The sequence below is a fragment of the uncultured Pseudomonas sp. genome, from assembly GCF_913777995.1.
Taxonomy (GTDB): Bacteria; Pseudomonadota; Gammaproteobacteria; order Pseudomonadales; family Pseudomonadaceae; genus Aquipseudomonas.
In genome coordinates, this window is record NZ_CAJYVE010000046.1 from 1 (window position 1) to 18,068 (window position 18,068).

The window sequence follows — 18,068 nt, forward strand, 5'->3', positions numbered from 1 at the left end:
CGGTCGGTGTGGTAGCGGTAGTTGAACTCGGTGATCTGCCGCTTGCCCACCGCTTCGCAGAAGGCCTTGAAGCTGCCGGGCCGCTCGGGGATGGTCACCGCGATGATCGCCTCGCGGCCTTCGCCCAGCTCGGCGCGCTCGGCCACGTGGCGCAGGCGGTCGAAGTTGACGTTGGCGCCGGAGTCGATGGCCACCAGGGTCTGGCCCTGCAGGCCGCGCTGCTCGACGTACTTCTTGATCCCGGCCACCGCCAGGGCGCCGGCCGGCTCGGTGATCGAGCGGGTGTCGTCGTAGATGTCCTTGATTGCCGCGCAGATCTCGTCGCTGCTGACGGTGATCACCTCATCGACATAACGGCGGCACACCTCGAAGGTGTGCTGGCCGATCTGCGCCACGGCCACGCCGTCGGCGAACAGCCCCACCTGGCTGAGCACCACGCGTTCACCGGCGGCCATGGCGGCCTGCAGGCAGTTGGAGTCGTCCGGCTCGACGCCGATGACTTTGATTTCCGGGCGCAGGTACTTCACGTAGGCGGCGATGCCGGCGATCAGCCCGCCGCCGCCGACCGGCACGAAGATGGCATCCAGCTGGCCCGGCTGCTGGCGCAGGATTTCCATGGCCACGGTGCCTTGCCCGGCGATGGTGTCGGGGTCGTCGTAGGGGTGGATGTACACCAGGCCGTCCTGTTCGACCAGTTGCAGCGAATGGGCCAGGGCCTCGGGGAAGGAGTCGCCGTGCAGCACCACTTGCGCACCGCGTGAGCGCACGCCCTCGACCTTGATCTCCGGGGTGGTCTTGGGCATCACGATGACCGCACGGATGCCCATCTCCCGCGCCGCCAGGGCCAGGCCCTGGGCGTGGTTGCCGGCCGAGGCGGTGACCACGCCACAGGCGCGCTCTGCGGCGCTGAGCTGGGCGAGCTTGTTGTAGGCGCCGCGGATCTTGAACGAGAACACCGGCTGCAGATCTTCGCGCTTGAGCAGCACCTGGTTGCCCAGCCGCTCGGACAGCTGACGGGCGCCCTGCAGCGGGGTTTCGATGGCGACGTCATAGACGCGGGAGGTGAGGATCTTCTTGACGTACTGTTCAAGCATCGCGGCGACATCACGGACCAAAGGGCAAGGCGGCAAAGTTTAGCGCCGCGACCGACGCGCGACCACATTTGCCGCCACGCCATCGCTATAATGGCCGCCCTTTCGCACACCATCGGCACCGTGGAGCCCGCATGAACCAGGATCAACTCAAACAGGCCGTCGCCCAGGCCGCCGTCGATTTCATTCTTCCCAAGATCGACGACAAGAGCATCATCGGCGTCGGCACCGGCTCCACCGCCAACTGCTTCATCGATGCCCTGGCCCAGCACAAGGGCGCCTTCGACGGCGCCGTGGCCAGCTCCGAGGCCACCGCCGCACGCCTGAAGGGCCATGGCATTCCGGTTTATGAACTCAATACCGTGAGCGACCTGGAGTTCTACATCGACGGCGCCGACGAAAGCGACGAACACCTGAGCCTGATCAAGGGCGGCGGCGCGGCACTGACCCGCGAGAAGATCGTCGCTGCCGTGGCCAAGACCTTCATCTGCATCGCCGATGCCAGCAAGCTGGTGCCGGTGCTCGGCGCCTTCCCGCTGCCAGTGGAAGTCATCCCCATGGCCCGCAGCCATGTGGCCCGCGAGCTGGTGAAGCTGGGCGGCGACCCGGTGTACCGCGAGGGCGTGATCACCGACAACGGCAACATCATCCTCGACGTGCACAACATGAGCATCACCAACCCGGTGGAGCTGGAAAGCCAGATCAACGCCATCGTCGGTGTGGTCACCAACGGCCTGTTCGCCGCCCGCCCGGCCGACCTGCTGCTGCTTGGCACCGCCGAAGGGGTAAAGAGCCTGACCCGCTAAACCCGATACAGGTCAGTAAGACCGGGTAGGAGCAGTTTCAGCCGCGAAGTGACCGCATGTTCACAGCAGATGCAGTGAATTTCCTGGCGCTTTCGTGGCTAAAGCCGCTCCCACGGTCTGACCTGTATTGCGGCCAAAGCCTACCCGTCCAAGCTGAGCGGCATTACCCTTGGGCGCTGGTCAAGGCTTCTTGAACACGTAGAACAGGTTCGGTTCGCTGACCAGGTACAGGGTGCCTTCGTCATCCATGGCGATGCCTTCGGCCTGGGGTACGGTCTTGCTCAGGCCCATCTGGCCCTTCTTCAGCGAGCCGCTGCCCACCGGCCGACCATCGACGTCCAGTTCGAGGATCTGTCGCGACTCGTCGGACAGCGCCAGCAGGTGGCCACTGCGTTCGTCGAACTGCAGGCTGGACAGGTCACGCACGAAGATCCCGGCATCGCGCTGGCGGTTGGACGCGACCTCCAGTGTTCCAGGCGCACCGGCATCCTGCCTGGGGAACCCGCGCACCTCGATGATCTGCACCGGGTCGCGCTCCTTGGCGACGAACAGCCGCTGGCCCTGGGTATCGTAGGCCAGCCCTTCGAAGCCCTTGTTGCTGCCCGCGTTGAAATCCAGGGTCAACTGCTCGGAGCGGCTGGCATCCAGGCTGCGCGTGTCGTCGCCCACCTGCACCTGGATCAGCCGCTGACGACGTTCGTCACTGATTACGAATACGCCGGGGCGGATGTATTCCACGGCCTCGGCGTCACCAAAGCCTTCCAGGTGAATGCGCCGCAGGATGCGGCCATCCAGGCTCAGCTCGACCAACTCGCTGTTCTGGTTGGTGACGGTGAACAGGGTCTTGCGACTCGGATCGAAGCTGAGCGCCGAGACGTCGTCCTCCAGCCCCTCGATGACCTTGCCTTCGACCACCACGCGGTAATCATCCAGGCCGATGGCCGAAGCCGACTCGGTCTGCCAGAACAGCTTCCAGTTGAAGGCGGCCCGCTCCACCAGACGAAATTCGCGAGCGGCAAAGAACGCCACGGCTGCCAGCAGCAGCACGATGAGGACCCACAGCTTCAGATGGATGGAACGACGCATTTCGGCAGCTCTTGCAAGGAAGGGGCTGCATAAATAGCACGCCAATCTGAAACCAGGCTTAATAGCTCATGGCCACATGGCTGCAATGTGCCGTTTATTTCTTCTTGAAGGCATAGAACAGGTTCGGTTCACTGACCATATAAAGTGTGCCCTGCTCGTCCATGGTCACGCCTTCGGCACGCGGCAGGGTGTCTTTCAAGCCGTTCATGCCGCCCAACAGGGTCATGAAGCTGACCTGCCGGCCCTGCTCGTCCAGCTCCAGCAGCATGTGCGAGTCAGCGGACAGCGCCAGGATATGACCGGTGCGCGGATCGACGGCCAGCGCCGACAGGTTGCGCATTTCCAGGTCATTCTGGCCCAGACGCTGCTTGTCGCCGGTCAGCCATTCACTGCCGTCGCTCTGCCAGGTGAAGATCGCCGCCGGGCGTTCCTGGCCGATCAGCAGTTGCTGGCGCTTGGGGTCCCAGGCAATGCCCTCGAATCCCTTGTTCTTCTTCTCGGCAGCGCCAAGGTCGTAGCGGGTCGCATCGCTGAGGCGCAGACGCGTGGTAGCGGCATCCACCTTGACGATGCTGAGCACCTGTTGGCGTTCGTCGGTAAAGGCCACCAGGCCGTTGTCCAGCACCGCGATGCCTTCGGGGTTGCTCCAGCCTTCCATGGGAATCTTGCGCAGTACGTCACCCTTGAGGCTCAGCTCGACCAGAAAGGGGTTCTTGCCCATTACCGCGAACAGCGTGCGGGTCGCCGGGTTGTAGGCCAGGTCGCTGGCCTCGTCGTCGGCCATGCCCGGCAGCACCTTGGCGTCGATGCTCACCTGGTAATCCGGTAGCCAGACGCTGGCCATGCGCTCGGCCTTGCTCTGCATCGCCTCTTTGGCGAACAGCAGCGCCCGGTCGTCCCAGTGCATCGCGTGGGCCAAGGCACAGGCGGCCACCAGCGCCGGCAGCAGCCAGACGTACCAGCGCAGGCTGAGGCGCCGCGACGAGCGTGAAGACAGGTAGGGGATAGCCATCGAAGACTCCTGATCGGGTAGGAAGCACGTGCTCGGTGCCCCTATCCGTGGGGCCTCGGGAATTATCCGGATCAGTTGTGAAAAAAATGCCAATGGCCGGCGAATTGCCCCTGCGCCACAAAAAAGACCGCCCCAGGGCACGGGGCCATGGGGCGGTCGGTTAGTTCGGGCAAGGGGCGTTTCAGAGCACGCGACTCTCGTAACGCTCCTGACCCGCCAACTCCAGAACGATCTGGTCACCGGGCTGGAAAGGTCCGACGCCAGCCGGCGTACCGGTCATGATCAGATCACCGGCCTGCAACGAGAAATTCGCCGCCATATGCTGGATCATCGGCAGGATGGGGTTGAGCATCAGGCTGCTGTTGCCGTCCTGCACCACCTTGCCGTTGAGGGTCAGGCGAATGCCGATGTCGGTCAGGTCCGGGAAGGTTTCCGCCGGGACGAACGGCGCGATCACCGCGGCACCGTCGAAGCTCTTGGCCAGCTCCCACGGCAGGCCTTTTTCGCGCAAACGCGACTGCACGTCGCGCAGGGTCAGGTCCAGGCCCGGCGCGAAACCGCTGATGGCGTCCAGCACTTCTTCCTCGGACGGGTTCTTGCTCAGCGGCTTGCCGAGCAGTACCACGATCTCGGCCTCGTAATGCACGCTGCCGCGATCGGTGGGAATGCTGAAGCCGTCTTCCAGCGGTACGACGCAACTGCCGGGTTTGATGAACAGCAGCGGCTCGGTAGGGACCGGGTTGCCCAGTTCCTTGGCGTGTTCGGCGTAGTTACGCCCGATGCAGACCACTTTGCCGACAGGGAAATGGATGTTCGTGCCATCGACGTATTTGTGCTGGTAGCTCATGGGGTCTCCTGGAGGGCTGGTCGCGTCACAGTGCGAAGATCTTGCCGGGGTTCATGATGCCGTTGGGGTCGAACGCTGCCTTCACGGCTTTCATGTACTCGATTTCGGCAGGCGATCGACTGTACGCCAGATAGTCACGCTTGGTCATCCCCACACCGTGTTCGGCAGAAATCGAACCGTTGTACTTCTGCACGGTTTCGAACACCCAGGTGTTGACCCGAGCGCAAGTGTCGAAGAACGCCTGCTTGTCCATCGTCTCGGGCTTGAGGATGTTCAGGTGCAAGTTGCCGTCGCCGATATGGCCATACCAGAGCACTTCGAAATCGGGGTAATGCTGCGCCACGATGGCGTCGATTTCCTTGAGGAACGCCGGGACCTTCGAGACGGTGACCGAAATGTCGTTCTTGTACGGTGTGAAGTGCGAGATGGTCTCGGAGATGTACTCGCGCAGCTTCCACAGGTTGCGCAGCTGCTGCTCGCTCTGGCTCATCACGCCGTCGAGAACCCAGCCCTGCTCCACGCAGTGCTCGAAGGTCGCCAGGGCCTGGTTGGCCAGCTCGTCGGTGCAGGCCTCGAATTCCAGCAGGGCATAGAACGGGCACTGGGTATCGAAGGGCGCCGGCACGTCGCCGCGCGCCAGCACCTTGGCCATGGAGGCATGCGAGAAGAATTCGAAGGCGGTGAGGTCCAGCTTGCCGTGGAAGGCGTGCAGCACCGGCATGATCGAGTCGAAGTCGGCGGCGCCCAGCACCATGGCGGTGAGGTTCTTCGGCGACCGTTCCAGGCGCATGGTGGCCTCGACCACGAAGCCCAGCGTGCCCTCGGCGCCGATGAACAGCTGGCGCAGGTCATAGCCGGTGGCGTTCTTCAGCAGGTCCTTGTTGAGTTCCAGCAGGTCGCCCTTGCCGGTGACCACCTTGAGCCCGGCCACCCAGTTGCGGGTCATGCCGTAGCGGATCACCTTGATGCCCCCGGCATTGGTGCCGATGTTGCCGCCGATCTGGCTGGAGCCCGACGAGGCGAAGTCCACGGGATAGTACAGGCCGTGGTCGGCGGCCAGGTCCTGCAACTGGCGGGTAATCACCCCCGGCTGGCAGACCACGGTGCGGTCGGTGGTATTGACCGCCAGCACCTGGTTCATGGCCTCGAAGGACACCACCAGTTCGCCGTTGCTCGCGACCGCCGCCGCCGACAGCCCGGTACGCCCGCCCGACGGCACCAGGCCGATGCGATGGCGGTTGGCCCAATGCACGATGGCCTGGACCTGCTCGGTGCTACGGGGCAGAACGATGGCCAGCGGCGCCGGAATGAACTGCTTGGTCCAGTCCTTGCCGTAGGTTTCCAGAGAGGCGGGGTCGGTGAGTACCTTGGCAGGTGCCACCAGGGCGGTGAGTTCTTCGATCAGGGCCTGCTGGGTCATCACGTAACTCTCGATGAATTCATGGACAACCTGAGAACCTCTCACGTTTGGGCATGGGGTTTCGAGGGCTGTTTATGCTAGCATACGACACCAACTTGCCAGTATGCGACGCGCCTGCAGAGGCCCTGACGGCGACGCGCAAAATGGCCGATGCCTTTTTTTGCCAGCTATTTTTCCGGGATACAGGTTAACGCAGATGAGCAAGACTTCCCTCGACAAGAGCAAGATCAAGTTCCTTCTTCTCGAAGGTGTGCATCAGTCCGCAGTGGATGTGCTCAAGGCCGCTGGTTACACCAGTATCGAGTACCACACCAAGTCCCTGCCGGACGCCGAACTCAAGGAAAAGATCGCCGATGCCCACTTCATCGGTATTCGCTCGCGTACCCAGCTGACCGAAGAAATCTTCGAGCACGCCAAGAAGCTGGTCGCGGTCGGCTGCTTCTGCATCGGCACCAACCAGGTTGACCTGGGCGCGGCTCGCGAGCGCGGCATCGCGGTATTCAACGCCCCCTACTCCAACACCCGTTCGGTCGCCGAGCTGGTGCTGGCCGAAGCCATTCTGCTGCTGCGCGGCATTCCCGAGAAGAACGCTTCCTGCCACCGTGGCGGCTGGATCAAGAGCGCGGCCAACTCCTTCGAGATCCGGGGCAAGAAGCTGGGCATCATCGGCTACGGCTCGATCGGTACTCAGCTGTCGGTCCTGGCTGAAAGCCTGGGCATGCAGGTGTTCTTCTTCGACCCGCTGACCAAGCTGCCGCTGGGCAATGCCACTCAGGTCACCTCGCTGACCGAGCTGCTGGGCCTGGCCGACATCGTCTCGCTGCACGTGCCTGAGCTGCCGTCCACGCAGATGATGATCGGCGAGAAAGAAATCCGCGCCATGAAGAAAGGCGGGATCCTGATCAACGCCGCGCGCGGCACCGTGGTCGATCTCGACGCCCTGGCCGCCGCCATCAAGGACAAGCACCTGATCGGTGCCGCCATCGACGTGTTCCCGGTCGAGCCGCGTTCCAACGACGACATCTTCGAAAGCCCGCTGCGTGGCCTGGACAACGTGATCCTGACCCCGCACATCGGCGGTTCCACCGCTGAAGCACAGGCCAACATCGGTCTGGAAGTGGCCGAGAAGCTGGTCAAGTACAGCGACAACGGTACTTCGGTGTCGTCGGTCAACTTCCCTGAAGTGGCCCTGCCGGCTCACCCTGGCAAGCACCGCCTGCTGCACATCCACGAGAACATCCCGGGCGTGCTCAGCGAGATCAACAAGGTGTTCGCGGAAAACGGCATCAACATCTCTGGCCAGTTCCTGCAGACCGACGAGAAGGTCGGCTACGTGGTCATCGACGTCGACGCCGAGTACTCCGACCTGGCCCAGGAAAAGCTGCAGCAGGTCAAAGGCACCATTCGCTGCCGCGTGCTGTTCTAAGCCAACCGGCGCCATGAAAAAAGGAGACCTTCGGGTCTCCTTTCTTATGCCTGCCATTCAGGCCTGACAGCTTGTGGGAGCGAGCTTGCTCGCAAAGAAACCTCACTGGGCATTCGCGAGCAAACCGTCATCGCCGCCTCAGAGCCCCGGCACCTTCTGCCAGACCTTGGGCTTGAAGAACAGCATCTCGCCCCGAGCCAGGCCCACCAGGCTGTCGTGGTCCTTGACCACTTCGGCTTCGATCAGCTCGTTCTGGCCTTCGACCTTCAGGGTCACCCGAGTGGTCGCGCCCAATGGGCGGATGTCGCGCACTTCGGCGGCGTGGTGGTCTTCCAGCGCCTGACGCGACAGCGACACCTCGTGCGGGCGGAACAGCAGGTGCTCGCTGCCACCCAGGCTCAGGCGGTTGGAGTCGCCGAGGAAGTGGTAGACGAAGTCGTTGGCCGGGTTCTCGTACACCTCGCCCGGCGAGCCGATCTGCTCGATCACGCCCTTGTTCATCACCACGATACGGTCAGCCACCTCCATGGCCTCTTCCTGGTCGTGGGTCACGAATACCGAAGTCAGGTTGATGTCTTCGTGCAGGCGCGCCAGCCAGCGGCGCAGCTCCTTGCGCACCTTGGCATCCAGCGCTCCGAACGGCTCGTCGAGCAGCAGCACCTTGGGCTCCACCGCCAGGGCGCGGGCCAGGGCGATGCGCTGGCGCTGACCACCGGACAGCTGCTCCGGGTAGCGGTCGGCCAGCCAGTCGAGCTGCACCATGTTCAGCAGCTCGTGGACCTTGGCCTTGATCTGAGTCTCGCTCGGGCGTTCGCCGCGCGGCTTCATGCGCAGGCCGAAGGCCACGTTGTCGAACACGGTCATGTGACGGAACAGCGCGTAGTGCTGGAACACGAAACCGACGTTGCGATCACGCACGTCATGGCCGGACACGTCTTCGCCATGGAACACGATGCTGCCCTGGTCCGGGGTTTCCAGCCCGGCGATGATGCGCAGCAGGGTGGTCTTGCCGCAGCCGGACGGCCCCAGCAGCGCCACCAGCTCGCCGCTGTTGATGTCCAGGTTGATGGTGTTGAGCGCCTTGAAGGCGTTGAAGTTCTTGCTGACGTTACGGACTTCGATCGACATGACTTATTCCTCCGCCGCGTTCTGGCGCAGACGGTTGATGCGCGACTCGCTCCACTGCTTGAGCAGCAGGATGAACAGCGCCAGGACCAGCAACAGGCTCGCGACCGCAAAGGCCGCGACGTGGTTGTATTCGTTGTAGAGGATCTCGACGTGCAGCGGCAGGGTGTTGGTGACACCGCGGATGTGCCCGGAAACCACCGACACCGCACCGAACTCGCCCATGGCGCGGGCGGTGCACAGCACCACACCGTAGATCAGCCCCCACTTGATGTTCGGCAGGGTCACGTGCCAGAACATCTGCCAGCCGTTGGCGCCCAGCAGGCGCGCGGCCTCTTCTTCCTGGGTGCCCTGCTCCTGCATCAGCGGGATCAGTTCACGGGCGACGAAGGGCACAGTGACGAAGATGGTCGCCAGCACGATGCCCGGCAAGGCGAAGACGATCTGGATGTCATGGTCCTGGAGCCAGGGGCCGAAGAAACCCTGGGCGCCGAACATCAGCACATAGACCAGGCCGGCGATCACCGGCGAAACCGAGAACGGCAGGTCGATCAGTGTGACCAGCACGCTCTTGCCGCGAAAGTTGTATTTGCTGACGCACCAGGCGGCGCTGACCCCGAACACCAGGTTCAGCGGCACCGAGATCAGCACGGCAATGATCGTGAGCTTGAGCGCCGACAGTGCGTCGGGCTCCAGAATCGCGGCGAAGAAGGTGCCCAAGCCTTGCTTGAGCCCCTGGGACACCACGATGAACAGCGGCAGGGCCAGGAACAGCAGAAACACCAGCCAGCCCAGGCCGATCAGCACCCGGCGGGCGAGCGGGCTGCCGCGACGGGCGGCGTTGGCCACACTGGCGGCGGAAACCGACGAATGAGACATGATGGTTCGCTCCTCAGTTCGGGGTTTCGATGCGCCGCTGCAGCAGGTTGATCAGCAGCAACAGGATGAAGGAAACCACCAGCATCATCACGCCGATGGCGGTGGCGCCGGTGTAGTCGTACTGGTCGAGCTTGACCATGATCAGCAGCGGCAGGATCTCGGTCTTCATCGGCATGTTGCCGGCGATGAAGATCACCGAGCCGTACTCGCCCACGCCACGGGCGAAGGCCAGGGCAAAGCCGGTCAGCCAGGCGGGCAGCAGTGCCGGCAGCAACACATGGCGGAACACCTGCAACGGGCGGGCGCCGAGACAGGCAGCGGCTTCTTCGACTTCACGCGGGATGTCGGCCAGCACCGGCTGCACCGTCCGCACCACGAACGGCAAGGTCACGAAGGTCAACGCCAGGGTGATGCCCAGCGGCGTGTAGGCGATCTTGAAGCCCAGGTCGGTGGCGAACTGCCCGACCCAGCCATTGGGCGCGTAGAGCGCGGTGAGCGCGATACCGGCCACGGCGGTGGGCAGTGCGAACGGCAGGTCGATCATCGCCTCGATGATCTTGCGTCCGGGGAAGGTGTAGCGCACCAGCACCCAGGCCAGCAGGGTGCCGATGATGCCGTTGATGATGGCGGCACACAGCGCGGTGCCGAAGCTGAGCTTCAGCGCGGCAAGTACCCGTGGTGCGGTGACGATGGTCCAGAACTGATCCCAGCTCAGTTGCGCGGCATGCACGAACATCGCCGCCAGCGGTATCAGCACGATCAGACTGAGGTACACCACGGTGTAGCCCAGTGTCAGCCCGAAGCCGGGTATGACAGGAGAAATACGACGCGACATAAAGGTCCCTGGTTGACTGACAGCAACCCGGGCACAGGCCCGGGCTCCTCTTTGACCCAACCTGGAGCACCGCGCGCGGCGGCGCTCCTACAGCTCATCACTGAGCCTGGTAGATCTGGTCGAATACGCCGCCATCGTTGAAAAATTTCGGCTGCGCAGTTTTCCAGCCGCCAAAGTCTTTGTCGATGGTTACCAGCTCCAGTTTAGGGAACTGCTTCTCGTATTTCGCCGCCACCTCGGCGTTTCGCGGACGGTAGAAGTTCTTCGCGGCGATTTCCTGGCCTTCCTTGCTGTACAGGTGCTTGAGGTATTCAGTGGCGATCTCGGTGTTGCCTTTCTTCTCGGCGTTCTTGTCCACCACCGCCACCGGCGGCTCGGCGAGAATCGACAGCGAAGGCACGACGATGTCGAACTTGTCGGCGCCGCCGTCTTCCTTGAGGGCCAGGAAGGCTTCGTTTTCCCAGGCCAGCAGGACGTCGCCCTGGCCGTTGTTGACGAAGGTGATGGTCGAGCCACGCGCACCGGTATCCAGCACCGGTACGTGCTTGAACAGCTCGGTGACGTATTCCTTGGCCTTGGCCTCACCGCCCTGCTTCAGGCCATAGGCCCAGGCGGCCAGGAAGTTCCAGCGTGCGCCACCGCTGGTCTTGGGGTTCGGGGTGATGACCGAGACGTCTTTCTTGATCAGGTCATCCCAGTCCTTGATGTTCTTCGGGTTGCCCTTGCGCACCAGGAACACGATGGTCGAGGTGTATGGCGTGCTGGCATCCGGCAGGCGCTTCTGCCAGTCCTCGGGCAGGCTCTTGCCCAGCTTGGCGACCTCGTCGATGTCACCGGCCAGGGCCAGGGTCACCACATCGGCACGCAGGCCGTCGATCACCGCACGAGCCTGCTTGCCCGAGCCGCCGTGGGACTGCTTGATGACCACGTTGTCGGCGGGGTGGCTGTTCTTCCAGTGCTGGGCGAACTCGGCGTTGTACTCCTGGTACAGCTCACGGGTCGGGTCGTAGGACACGTTGAGCAGCTCATAATCCTTGGCAACGGCCGAGCCGGCAAATACGGCGCTCGCAAGAGCAGCCAGGGCAAAACGACGAATGGACATGGGGTCAGGCTCCTGGGAAAGCGGTGTTGGCGTTATAGGTCTGTTCTTGGCGTGGCGCGCTGACAGAAGGCGCCCGCTGCGGACGGGGGGCGCAAAGGCAGGCCCCACCGGTGAAACGGCTGACGCACTCAGCCAGACTTGTGGGTGGCGTTCTGCAGGCGGAATTTTTCCTTGCGCTCGATCTGCACGACCTGGGCGTTGTGCACCGTGATCTCGACGGCACCGAAACGCAGGTCACGCAGGGCACTCTGGATCTCGCGCAGAACGGTGGCTTCGTCCTGACCGTCAACGCTACGCAGGGAAGTGCTCATCGTGATAACTCCTATGGACTTGGGCTGAACCGTCGCGATGGGCCGCAACGGCTGCGGACATGGGAGCCATAGTAGTGAGCGCAAGATATTCTTAAAAAGACTATTTAAGAATTCAGATATAACCAAAAAGCATTTAACAACCGATCGTTCGCCAGGCGCCTTGCGCACCCGGCACGGCGGCAGTCAGGCCACCGACAGGCGGAAATCCGGTGCATGCTGCCAATCGATCATGGCCGCCGGCATCGGCCGGGCGAACCAGTAGCCCTGCCCCAGTTCGCAGCCGCTGTCATGCAGGAAGACAGCCTGCTGCGGCTCTTCGATGCCTTCGGCCAGCACCTGCATGTTCATGCTCCGGGCCAGGGCGATGATCGCGCGCACGATGGCCACGTCATCTTCATCAGCGGGCAACCCGGCCACGAAACCCTGGTCGATCTTGAGCTTCTGCACCGGCATGCGCTTGAGGCGCAACAACGAGGAGTAACCGGTGCCGAAGTCATCGATGGCCAGGTTCAGGCCCAGCTCGCGCAGGCGATGCAATTGTTCGATGGCCTGCTCGGGGTCGCTCATTACCGCACTCTCGGTCACTTCCAGCTCCAGGCAGCCAGGGTCCAGGCCGGTGTCGCGCAGCACCTTGGCGACCTGTACATCGAGATCGCCGGTGCCGAACTGACGGCTGGAAATGTTCACCGCCACGAACGACAGCGGCGCCTGCGCCTCCTGCCACTGGCGCATCTGCGTGCAGGCCGCGCGCAGCACCCAATCGTCGATGTCGGCAATCAGCCCGCTCTGCTCGGCCACCGGAATGAACTCGCCTGGCGAAACCATGCCGCGCTCCGGATGCTCCCAGCGCACCAGGGCCTCGACACCGCGAATCTGCCGCGTGGTCAGGTCATGCACCGGCTGGTAGTAGACGCGCAACTCGTCCTGCTCGATGGCACGGCGCAACTCGCTGGCCAGCTGCACACGCTGCTGGGCATGGGCGGTCAGTTCCTCGGTGTACAGCGCATAACCCTCGCGGCCCCGGCGCTTGGCCTTGAACAGCGCGGCATCGGCATTGCGCAGCAACTGCTCGGCCGACAGCGCGTCGTTGGGAAACAGGCTGATACCGATACTGGCGGTGCTGAACAGCGCCTGACCCTCGACCTCGAAGGGCAACTTGAAGGCGTCGAGGACCTTCTGCGCCAGCGCAGCAGCCTGGACCATCTGCTGGCAGTTCTTCACCAGCAGGGCGAACTCGTCGCCGCCCAGGCGCGCCAGGGTCACCTCGGTTCCGAAGCAGCCGTTCAGGCGCTCGGCCACGGCCTTGAGCAACTGGTCGCCGCGACTGTGCCCCAGGCTGTCGTTGATGTTCTTGAAATGATCGAGGTCGACCAGCAGCATCGCGCAGCCGCGTTTGGCCTCGCGGGCAGCCGCCACCGCCTCGGTGGCACGGTCGGTGAGCAGCAGGCGGTTGGGCAGGCCGGTCAGGGCGTCGTAGTGCGCCATCTGCATGCGCTCCTGCTCGGAACGCTTGATCGCCGACAGGTCGGAGAACACTGCCACGTAGTGGCGTACACGGCCATCGTTGCCCTGAATGCCACTGATGTTCTGCCACTGCGGATACACCTCGCCGCTCTTGCGGCGGTTCCAGATCTCCCCGCTCCACTGGCCCTGCGTGCCAATGGCCTGGTACATGCGCGTGTAGAAGGACGCATCGTGGCGGCCGGACTTGAACGCGCTCGGGTTGCGCCCGAGCACTTCTTCGGGCTGGTAGCCGGTGATGTCCACGAAGGCGCGGTTGACGTGCACGATCTGGCCCTTGTCGTTGGTCACCAGCACGCCTTCGCGGGTGCTGTCGAACACTGCCGAGGCGATACGCAGCCGATCATGGTCGGCGTCCTGGCGGCGCTGCAGCTCTTCACCCCCCAGCCAGCGCACCAGCGGGCGGCGCAACAGGAACAGCGCCAGGGCACTGAGGACCAGCCACAGGTAACCGCTCGTCTGCTGCCATTGCTGCAGGCGCGCCGGGTCATGCACCCAGAATGGCAACAGATACTCGCTGGACAGCCACCACAGAAACGTCAGCCAGCCATGGAAAATGGCGGCCCCCAGCGCTTTTCGCGACAAATCCGTCATAACAGAACACACATCCTTACCCAGGCCGGCGATTATAAAGTAAGAAACATCCTGCGACGCTTCCGTGCTGGCACATCTGGCTTTCCGCGCTGGTGTGGCGATAATGCTGGCTGCTCATTTTTTACTCACCCGCCACTTGCGAGGGCACTGCAGCCTATGTGGTACAACGGTTTACTCGACCTCTCGGTCTGGCAACTGATCGCCGTCACGCTGGTCATGACTCATGTGACCATCATCAGCGTCACGGTCTACCTGCACCGCTATTCCGCGCATCGCTCACTGGAGCTGAACGCCGGCCTCAAACATTTCTTCCGCTTCTGGCTGTGGCTGACCACCGGCCAGAACACCCGCGAATGGACCGCCGTCCATCGCAAGCACCACGCCAAGTGCGAAACCGCCGAGGACCCGCACAGCCCGGTGGTCAAGGGGTTGTCTACCGTATTGCTGCGCGGTGCCGAGCTGTACCGCGCCGAGGCGGCCAACCCTGACACCCTGCGCCAGTACGGCAAGAACTGCCCGGACGACTGGATCGAGCGCAACCTGTACACGCGCTACCGCTTCCTCGGCATTGCCCTGATGGCACTCATCGACGTGCTGCTGTTCGGCGCGCTGGGCATCACCGTCTGGGCGGTGCAGATGATCTGGATTCCGTTCTGGGCCGCCGGGGTGGTCAACGGCCTGGGCCACGCGGTGGGCTACCGCAACTTCGAATGCCGCGACGCGGCGACCAACCTGGTGCCCTGGGGCATCGTCATCGGCGGCGAAGAGCTGCACAACAACCACCACACCTACCCCAACTCGGCAAAGATGTCCGTGAAGCCCTGGGAGTTCGACATGGGCTGGGCGTGGATCAAGCTGTTCAGCGCCCTGCGCCTGGCAAGGGTGGAGCGCGTCGCCCCGGTGGCCCACCGGGTGCCTGGCAAGCAGGACATCGACCGCGACACGGCGGCGGCGCTGCTCAGCAACCGCTTCCAGGTCATGGCCCAGTACCGCAAGCAGGTCACCGCTCCGCTGCTGGCCCAGGAACTGGCCCGTGTGGACGCCTCGCTGCGCCCGCGCTTCCACCGCGCCAAGCGTCTGCTGTCGCGGGAAACCAGCCTGCTCAGCGACCAGCACCGCCTGCGCATCCAGCACATGCTGGAACACAGCCAGGCCCTCAAGGTGATCTACGAAAAACGCCTGGCCCTGCAGCAGATCTGGCTCAAGACCAGCAGCAACAGCCACGACATGCTCGCGGCCATCAAGGAGTGGATCCACGAGGCCGAGAGCAGCGGTATCCAGTCGCTGCGTGACTTCGCCAGCCAGCTCAAGACCTACTCGCTGCGCCCTGTTCATGCCTGACTCCGTCGATCGGCGCCCCTTCTAGGGCGCGCCGATTCCGGAACTTATTGCGGAAATTTCGCTCAATACAGTCATCCAGAACCTACAAACGACGTAACGACGCGCCTCCGTTGCGCGTCGTTCGAGATGACTCGTCCATGGAAAAACCCTACCTCGTCTCCACCGCGTCGGACAGTGAGATGCCCGTCCCCGCCGAGACCCTATTGGCACTGATGCATGCCCAGGCCGAAGTCGCCCGGCTCAGCGAGCGCGAGCAGCTGTTCAGCTCTTTGCTGGTCAGCGTCAACGCCGTGCTGTGGGCCTTCGACTGGGAAACCCAGCGCATGATCTATGTCAGCCCGGCCTACGAGCGCATCTTCGGTCGTTCGGCGGGCCTGCTGCTGGCCGACTACAGCCAGTGGCGCGACAGCATCTACCCTGATGACCTCAACTACGCCGAGCGCAGTCTCAGCGAGGTGATCGACAAGGGCGCCATCGAAGACCGTGAATACCGCATCATTCGCGCCGATGGCGAGGTGCGTTGGCTCAGCGACAAATGCTTCGTCAGCCAGCGCCTCGACCCCGGCCAGCGCCTGGTGGTGGTGGGCATCGCCGAAGACATCACCGAGAAAAAACGCCTGGAAGACGAGCTGCAGCGCCTGGCTACCACCGACGTGCTGACCCAGAGCAGCAACCGCCGGCATTTCTTCGAGTGCGCCCAGCGCGAATTCGAGATGGCCCGCCTGCAAGGTACGCCCTTGTCGTTCCTGCTGCTGGATATCGATGACTTCAAGAAGATCAACGACACCTACGGCCACCAGACCGGTGACACGGTGCTGCAACGCATTGCCGAAAGCGGCCGCAACACCTTGCGGCGTGGCGACCTGTTCGGGCGCATAGGTGGCGAGGAGTTCGCGGCGATCTTCCCCGGTTGCGCGCCGGACATTGCCCTGCAGATCGCCGAGCGCCTGCAGCGCGAGATCCAGCGGCAGAGTTTCCAGGTAGGCGAGCAGACCTTCAGCATCACCGCCAGTCAGGGGCTGACCAGCCTGACCGAGGACGACCACAGTCTGGAAGTGCTCTATGCACGTGCGGATGAGGCGATGTACCAGGCCAAGCGCCAGGGCAAGGACCAGATCGTCCTGGGCTGACCTATAGAAACGACTGTAGCCGCAATACTGTTCGATTAAGCGCTTTGCGACCGGGCAGGAGCGGCTTCAGCCGCGAATAGACCACACGTTCACAGCAGATGCAGGGAATTTTTCGGCCCTTTCGCGGCTGAAGCCGCTCCTACTGACGCTTCTGCGACCGGTTACTTCTCTTCGGCCGGGTCTTGCTCCGGCTCATCCAGCGAACGCTCCGGTTCCGGCGTAAGGTCCAGCAGGTCAGGCAGGTCATCTTCCGGATCGGGCGCTTCGGCGGCTTCGCTGGCCACCAGCGGCAGCGGCGCGCGCAGGCTCGGGTCGGTCACGCCGGTGAGTTTCTTGCGCAAGCGCTGCAGGTCCTCGACGCCCAGTTTCAGCAGACGCGCCGGCTTGGATTTCAGCAACAACGTTACGCTTTGCTCGTCGCTCAGCCGCGCCATGTCGCCGGCCAGGTTCATGGCCAGCACTTCGCGGGTGAAGACCCCGGTGTTGTATTGATAGACCGCGGCGATGAGTTCGCGCAGCTCCAGCGGCAATCGCCAGCGCGTGCGCAGTGCAGATCCGAACGACGCCGAATGCTGTTCGAGCATCTGGCCGATGGTGGCGTCATCCAGCTTGCCACCGGTGAACAGCCACTCTTGCAGTACACCCAGCACCGCCAGTTCGCCCAGTGCTTGCAGCAGCCCGGCGGTGAAACAGCGCTCGACGTTGAGTTCCAGCATGCGCCCGAGGATCCGCGCGTAATCGGCCGTGCGTTGCGACATCAGCCACAGCGCATTGGCCCGCGCCTGCAGCCCGTCGTGGGTCAGCGTGGCCACGCGCTTCTTGCCCAGTGCCGAGACGATCTGCGCGCTCTGTACCGCACCCAGCATCTCCAGGGCAGCGCCGAGCGTCTGCACCGGCTTGCCCAAGTGCTGGGCAGCGGTATTGGCCGAGGCGATCAGTACGGCGGTCACGTGCGGGTCGTTGCGCAGCTCCTGTTCCAGCAAGTGCACGTCCAGCCCCTTGCTACCCTGGCACAGGCGCAGGGCATCGCCGACGTTCACGCACAACGGCGCGGCATCGGCGGTGTCACGGCGCTTTTCGATGAACTTGGCCAGGGTCATGCCTGGCAGCATGCTCGGCCCGTCGGCGGAGCATTCCACCAACAGGGCACGCAGGCGCTGACGCAGCCCCTCACTGTTGAGGGGTTTGGTCAGGTAGGCAGTCGGCGCCAGCGGCAAGACCTCACGCACACTGGCGCTGTCATTGCGGCTGCTGAGCAGAATGAACGGAACTGGAGGCTGCCGGCGCATCTGGCGCACGCCGCGCAACAGGCTGAGACCATCAATGGCGGGCAACTCGCGCGCCGCGATGATCAGGTCAGGCGAATGTTTCTTCATCCATTCGACGGCCTGCCTGCCATCGGTACACATTTCCAGTTCGACATCATCACGCACGCTCAGGACCAGGTCGCTGATCGTTTCACGAACCCAGGGATCGGACTCGGCGATCAACACCCTTGGCACCCCAAGTAAATCCACAGCGGTCATCATGACCCTCCGACAT

General features: G+C 63.5%; 16 protein-coding genes. 4 read left to right on the plus strand and 12 right to left on the minus strand.

What is annotated here, in order from left to right; genetic code table 11:
• Nucleotides 1-1,094, minus strand: a 1,094-nt coding sequence (gene ilvA, locus QZ497_RS19230; protein ID WP_295478112.1) for a threonine ammonia-lyase, biosynthetic, incomplete at its 3' end; no start/stop codon positions are given.
• Between the two features lie 131 nt (nt 1,095-1,225).
• Here ilvA and rpiA point away from each other — a divergent pair.
• Nucleotides 1,226-1,897, plus strand: a complete 672-nt coding sequence (gene rpiA, locus QZ497_RS19235) for a ribose-5-phosphate isomerase RpiA (protein WP_295478115.1) — start codon at nt 1,226-1,228, stop codon at nt 1,895-1,897.
• A 180-nt stretch (nt 1,898-2,077) separates the two neighbouring features.
• Here the strand turns inward: rpiA and QZ497_RS19240 are convergent, their stop codons facing one another.
• The 4 genes from QZ497_RS19240 to QZ497_RS19255 all read right to left on the minus strand — a co-directional run bounded on the left by QZ497_RS19240 (nt 2,078) and on the right by QZ497_RS19255 (nt 6,262).
• Nucleotides 2,078-2,983 carry an SdiA-regulated domain-containing protein gene (locus tag QZ497_RS19240; RefSeq protein WP_295478116.1) on the minus strand — a complete coding sequence of 302 codons (906 nt, stop codon included), beginning with the start codon at nt 2,981-2,983 and terminating at the stop codon, nt 2,078-2,080.
• A gap of 94 nt (nt 2,984-3,077) precedes the next feature.
• A complete protein-coding gene (locus QZ497_RS19245) occupies nt 3,078-3,995 on the minus strand; it encodes an SdiA-regulated domain-containing protein (RefSeq protein ID WP_295478119.1) in 918 nt (305 codons plus the stop codon).
• Nucleotides 3,996-4,176: 181 nt separating this feature from the next.
• Nucleotides 4,177-4,842 carry a fumarylacetoacetate hydrolase family protein gene (locus tag QZ497_RS19250; RefSeq protein ID WP_295478122.1) on the minus strand — a complete coding sequence of 222 codons (666 nt, stop codon included), beginning with the start codon at nt 4,840-4,842 and terminating at the stop codon, nt 4,177-4,179.
• Between the two features lie 25 nt (nt 4,843-4,867).
• A complete protein-coding gene (locus QZ497_RS19255) occupies nt 4,868-6,262 on the minus strand; it encodes an FAD-binding oxidoreductase (RefSeq protein ID WP_295478125.1) in 1,395 nt (464 codons plus the stop codon).
• 196 nt (nt 6,263-6,458) lie between these two features.
• On the opposite strand from QZ497_RS19255, the gene serA reads away from it, so the two are divergent.
• Complete coding sequence (serA, locus tag QZ497_RS19260) at nt 6,459-7,688, plus strand: phosphoglycerate dehydrogenase (RefSeq protein ID WP_295478128.1); 1,230 nt, start codon at nt 6,459-6,461, stop codon at nt 7,686-7,688.
• A gap of 138 nt (nt 7,689-7,826) precedes the next feature.
• On the opposite strand, the gene QZ497_RS19265 is transcribed toward serA, so the two are convergent.
• The 6 genes from QZ497_RS19265 to dibA form a co-directional block, all read right to left on the minus strand.
• Nucleotides 7,827-8,816: a sulfate/molybdate ABC transporter ATP-binding protein gene (locus tag QZ497_RS19265; protein WP_295478131.1), complete on the minus strand. Its 990-nt coding sequence runs from the start codon at nt 8,814-8,816 to the stop codon at nt 7,827-7,829.
• 3 nt (nt 8,817-8,819) lie between these two features.
• Complete coding sequence (gene cysW / locus QZ497_RS19270) at nt 8,820-9,692, minus strand: sulfate ABC transporter permease subunit CysW (protein WP_295478134.1); 873 nt, start codon at nt 9,690-9,692, stop codon at nt 8,820-8,822.
• Nucleotides 9,693-9,705: 13 nt separating this feature from the next.
• Nucleotides 9,706-10,527, minus strand: a complete 822-nt coding sequence (gene cysT / locus QZ497_RS19275) for a sulfate ABC transporter permease subunit CysT (RefSeq protein ID WP_295478137.1) — start codon at nt 10,525-10,527, stop codon at nt 9,706-9,708.
• A 97-nt stretch (nt 10,528-10,624) separates the two neighbouring features.
• On the minus strand, nt 10,625-11,629 hold the full coding sequence (locus QZ497_RS19280) for a sulfate ABC transporter substrate-binding protein (protein ID WP_295478140.1): 1,005 nt from the start codon (nt 11,627-11,629) through the stop codon (nt 10,625-10,627).
• A gap of 128 nt (nt 11,630-11,757) precedes the next feature.
• Nucleotides 11,758-11,940, minus strand: coding sequence for a sulfur starvation response protein OscA (oscA, locus tag QZ497_RS19285; RefSeq protein ID WP_295478143.1), 183 nt, complete (start codon nt 11,938-11,940; stop codon nt 11,758-11,760).
• A gap of 183 nt (nt 11,941-12,123) precedes the next feature.
• Entirely contained in the window at nt 12,124-14,055 is a 1,932-nt protein-coding gene (dibA, locus tag QZ497_RS19290; RefSeq protein WP_295478146.1) for a phosphodiesterase DibA, read from the minus strand.
• A gap of 156 nt (nt 14,056-14,211) precedes the next feature.
• Here dibA and desA point away from each other — a divergent pair, with 156 nt between their 5' ends.
• Complete coding sequence (gene desA, locus QZ497_RS19295; protein ID WP_295478149.1) at nt 14,212-15,396, plus strand: delta-9 fatty acid desaturase DesA; 1,185 nt, start codon at nt 14,212-14,214, stop codon at nt 15,394-15,396.
• A gap of 137 nt (nt 15,397-15,533) precedes the next feature.
• The gene (locus tag QZ497_RS19300; RefSeq protein WP_295478152.1) at nt 15,534-16,526 is read left to right on the plus strand and encodes a sensor domain-containing diguanylate cyclase; all 993 of its coding nucleotides are present in this window, start codon (nt 15,534-15,536) and stop codon (nt 16,524-16,526) included.
• Nucleotides 16,527-16,687: 161 nt separating this feature from the next.
• Here the strand turns inward: QZ497_RS19300 and QZ497_RS19305 are convergent, their stop codons facing one another.
• On the minus strand, nt 16,688-18,055 hold the full coding sequence (locus QZ497_RS19305) for an HDOD domain-containing protein (RefSeq protein ID WP_295478154.1): 1,368 nt from the start codon (nt 18,053-18,055) through the stop codon (nt 16,688-16,690).
• Between the last annotated feature and the right edge of the window lie 13 nt (nt 18,056-18,068).